The 3,901-nt window shown below is 69.1% G+C and carries 4 protein-coding genes; 3 read left to right on the top strand and 1 reads right to left on the bottom strand.

Going from position 1 to position 3,901, the window contains the following annotated elements; translation table 11 throughout:
- Both QOL99_RS15690 and QOL99_RS15685 read left to right on the top strand, forming a co-directional pair.
- Positions 1–1,551: helicase-related protein (locus QOL99_RS15690; RefSeq protein WP_285525197.1), on the top strand; the 1,551-nt coding region annotated here is incomplete at its 5' end.
- Positions 1,551–2,732 (top strand): hypothetical protein, encoded by a 1,182-nt coding sequence (locus QOL99_RS15685; RefSeq protein ID WP_285525195.1) that lies wholly within the window; start codon positions 1,551–1,553, stop codon positions 2,730–2,732. The genes QOL99_RS15690 and QOL99_RS15685, both read left to right, overlap by 1 nt.
- Before the next feature lie 181 nt (positions 2,733–2,913).
- Here the strand turns inward: QOL99_RS15685 and QOL99_RS15680 are convergent, their stop codons facing one another.
- On the bottom strand, positions 2,914–3,468 hold the full coding sequence (locus QOL99_RS15680) for a hypothetical protein (RefSeq protein ID WP_285525193.1): 555 nt from the start codon (positions 3,466–3,468) through the stop codon (positions 2,914–2,916).
- A gap of 227 nt (positions 3,469–3,695) precedes the next feature.
- Here QOL99_RS15680 and QOL99_RS17900 point away from each other — a divergent pair, with 227 nt between their 5' ends.
- Positions 3,696–3,881, top strand: coding sequence for a transposase (locus QOL99_RS17900; protein ID WP_407650204.1), 186 nt, complete (start codon positions 3,696–3,698; stop codon positions 3,879–3,881).
- The last annotated feature ends 20 nt before the right edge of the window (positions 3,882–3,901 follow it).

Genomic DNA, 3,901 nt, shown 5'->3' with positions numbered 1-3,901 from the left:
GCCACGCGCGCGGCACGCGGCGCGCGGCGCACCGCCGAGCAGTACCGCGAGCTCGAAGGCCAGGCGGAGACCGAGGCCGTCAACGCGCTGGACGAGCAGGTGGGCGAGTGGGCCAGCTGGGTCCGGCTGATGGAGCACGAACTCGAGCGCCTCGAGGAGCTGGTCGCGGCCGCGGACCGGGTGAGGGAGGAGACCAAGGTCCGCACCATCCTGGAAGCCGTGGACTCGCGCTTCCAGGGCCGGTCGGTCCTCTTCTTCACCGAGTACAAGGCGACGCAGGCCCTGCTGATGGCCGAACTGGGCCGGCGTTACGGCGAGGGCAGCGTGGCCTTCATCAACGGGGACGGCCGGGTGGACGTGTCCGGGCAGACCCTGACCTCGCCCCGCGAGGAGGCCGCCGCGCGGTTCAACCGGGGCGAGGTCCGGTTCCTGGTCGCCACCGAGGCGGCCGGCGAAGGGATCGACCTGCAGAGCGCCTGCCATACGCTCGTCCACGTCGACCTGCCCTGGAACCCGATGCGGCTGCACCAGCGGGTCGGGCGGCTCAACCGCTACGGCCAGACCCGGCAGGTGGAGGTCCTGACCCTGCGCAACGAGGACACCGTCGAGGCCCTGATCTGGGACAGGCTCACCGTGAAGCTCGAGCGGGTGATGCAGGCCTTCGGCGAGGTGATGGACGAACCCGAAGACCTGCTGCAGATGGTGCTGGGCATGACCTCGCCGGCCCTGTTCCGTGACCTGTTCGCCGGAGCGGGCGCCGTCCCCAGGGAGGCCCTCGGCACCTGGTTCGACGCGAGGACGGGCCACTTCGGGGGCCAGGACGTGGTCGAGGTCGTGCGGGACCTCGTCGGCCACAGCGCGCGCTTCGACTACCAAGAGGTGAGCCGGCAGATTCCCCGGGTCGACCTGCCCGACCTCGAGCCCTTCCTGCGGGGAGCGCTGAGCCTGAACCGCCGGCAGGTCCGGGACGAGGGCGGCCTGACCTTCAAGACCCCGGAGGCCTGGACGGACGAGATCGGCGTGCTGCGCAGCTACCGCGGCCTGACCTTCGACCGGGCCCTGGCCGGGGAGGACCTCGGCCGGGTGGTCGGGGTCGGCCACAAGGTGCTGGACGCTGGCCTCGCGCAGGCGCGGGCCCTGGAGGCCAGCGTCACGGTGCTCGCGTCGAGGCAGCCCCGGGCGCCCCTGCTGGTGTACCGCGTCTTCGACCGGGTGACGGCGCGTCCGGCCGGGGAACGGGGCGTCTTGGTGGGTGTGCGGCTGGGCGCCTCTCCGGAGGTCTTGCGGGACTGGGAGACGCTGCGGGAACTCAATGCGCTGCACCTCGGCCAGACGGCCCTCCATGTCCGCGGGGCCGAGTTGCAGGCCGACGTGGAGCGGGCGCAGGAGGTCGTCCAGTCGAGCCTGGACGACCTCCACCTGAACTTCGCCCGGCCGGAGACCGAATTTCTCGGGGGAGTCTGGTTCCACGCCTCCGGGGACCGGACGTCTCTGGCCCTGCCGGGACTCGCCGGCCGTGACGACCGCGTGGGAGTGGAGGGAGCACCCTGATGGGCGTGATGCAGGAACGGGAACGTGCCGTGGACCGGGCCCGGAAGGTCTTCCGGCATGGCGCCTCCACGACCGCGAGTGGAGAGAAGGAGAAATGCGTCGGCGTCTTGGTCGAGCTGTGTCAGAAGCACCGCCTGGTGCTGCACGACCTCGATCCGCAGTTCCCGAGGCGGCTGGACATCGCCCTGCTGCGGGTGAAGATCGGACTCGCCGGGGCCACGCCGTCTGCTCCTGGGGGGGCGCACGGACACCAGCGCCCGGCCGGTCCAGGGACGCGGCCGGGAACCCGGCCCTCCGGCGGCTCCGGTGCCCAGGGGCCTGGGCGAGCGGCCGCAGGTGGGTACCAGAGAGGTACGGGTGCTGACCCCAGGGAGGTGCTGTTCCGTGCGATGGGCGCCCCGGCGAGGAAGCGCTGGCTTCAGGGGCCGGCCTTCAGCCAGGGCCTTCGCCGCGGCCTCGGGCACACCGGGGCGTACGAGCGGCTGCTCGCCGAGGTCCGTTCCCTGAACACCTCGAACGTGGGTGCCGGGCTGAGCGAGCCTGAGCTGCTGCGATGGTTCGAAGCGGTCCTGTCGCGGCAGGGTTCCTCCGTGCCCTGCAAGCCCAGCTCCACGACGATCTACGACGACCTCGCCACCTACTGCCGGGCCCAGTACCTCGCCGAGACCGAGCAGCGGCGCCAGGAGGCGCAGCGCCGCAAGGCCGAAGAAGAACGGCGGCGCGCCAGGGAGGTCAGAGCGGAACAGGACCGCAAGGCTGCGGAGCAGCGCCGCAAGGTGGCCGAAGAGCGCCGGGCGAGGGAACGGGCGGCCGACCAGGGTGGACCCGGCAGGACCGCCGAGCCCGCGTACGGCGCGGTGGCATTTTCTCGGGGCTTCGAACACCCGGCGGAAGCCCAGCTCTATCTCAAGGTGGCCCGGCGCTGGGTGGGGCCCGGAGCGAACCTCCGATCGTCGACCCGCCTGGGCCGTTGGCACGTGGAGTTCACAGGCTCCCCGGCCGTTCGCGCCGCAGTGGAATCCGCCTACGTCCATGCCCTGCATGACCTCCAGCTGGCGGCCGCGACGATCCGTGCCGAGGCGGCGCGACGCCGGGACGAGGCCCTCCGTCAGGTCGAGGCCGCCTACAGCCAGCAATGTGAAGAGGCGTTCCAGGTCGCTGTAGAGAGCTACACGGCATAAGTCCGGCACCGAGATGCCCGGTCAGGCTCCTTGCTGGAGGTGGCGGCACCACCGAGGACGCCTGCCGCCGGGCTCCTCCTGCCGCGTGGGTGACGACGATGTTCTCAGCGCACCAAGATCAGCTCCTCTCCCTCGGACGCATGTCCAGGACTTCGCTGAAGCGGGCGCAGGAGGCCGCCGTTCATTTCCCTGCTACCGGGTGCCCGGCGAAGATGGAGAGACCTTCGAGGTACTGGTCGAGCAGGGCACCTACAGGGGTAGGCCGCGCCTTCATGGAAAGCAGTCCGTACAGGGCAAAGTCGGTTGCGACCAGTTTCCCTCTCTGTCCGGAGTCGGTAATCTGGTCGAGAGCCACCTGGGGAGCCGTCTGGACCCCCTGAGCCTTGAGAGCATCGACGATGCCCCGCTTTCGCGTATCTAGCCAGCTGGCGAGCATGAAAAAGGCGGTTTCGGGTCGTGTTTGCCGGGTACTGAGGTTGCGGGCGATAGCGGCGATGATCGACAGCTCGGTCAAATATGTGGTCGCGCCTGCCGGATCGACACCGGTCAGTTGGTCTTCACGCAGGATCTGCTGCGATTTGAAGGCCATATAGACGGTCGCGTTGATGAAGTCTTCCAGGAGTTGTGCCGGAGGCGTGGCGAAGGGTTCCCCCGGAGGAAGCCGATGCTGCCCGTACTGCCGAACAATGGCCTCGGCTTCGGCGTCAATCATGGCCAGAATCTGCTCTTTCGTCATGAGTCACTCATTCCGTGTATGGATGCGGGGCGGGCGCTCGAGCCGGTTCCGAGGCATGGATCTGAATCAGCCGGTTGCCTAGCTGAAGACGATCTGCCGGTAATGCTCCAGGAAATCCTTCCAAAATCACCTGCCCACTTGCGAGGGTCGGGCACTCTGGAGGGGCTGGCTGGGGAAAGCAACGGAAAAATTGGCCGACGGACACCAAGGAGCACATCGTCCTGGCGGTGCTAGGGGGCCAGCTCAGCGGGGCGGAAGCTGCGCGACAGCACGGCGTCAACGAGAGCCAGATTCACACGTGGAAGGCACAGTTCCTGGAGGCAGGCCGTGCCCGCGTCTTGGGCAGAACGGCACCCGTATGGGGCCTGCCCGCCTCGCTGGTGATCGGCAGGGGGACCGTCAAACCGAGCTAGAACGCGAGAACGAACGCCTG

Source organism: Deinococcus rhizophilus (assembly GCF_030271215.1).
GTDB classification, from domain to species: domain Bacteria; phylum Deinococcota; class Deinococci; order Deinococcales; family Deinococcaceae; genus Deinococcus; species Deinococcus rhizophilus.
The sequence above is the reverse complement of the archived record's forward strand: the minus strand, read 5'-3'. Positions and strand labels throughout refer to the sequence as shown.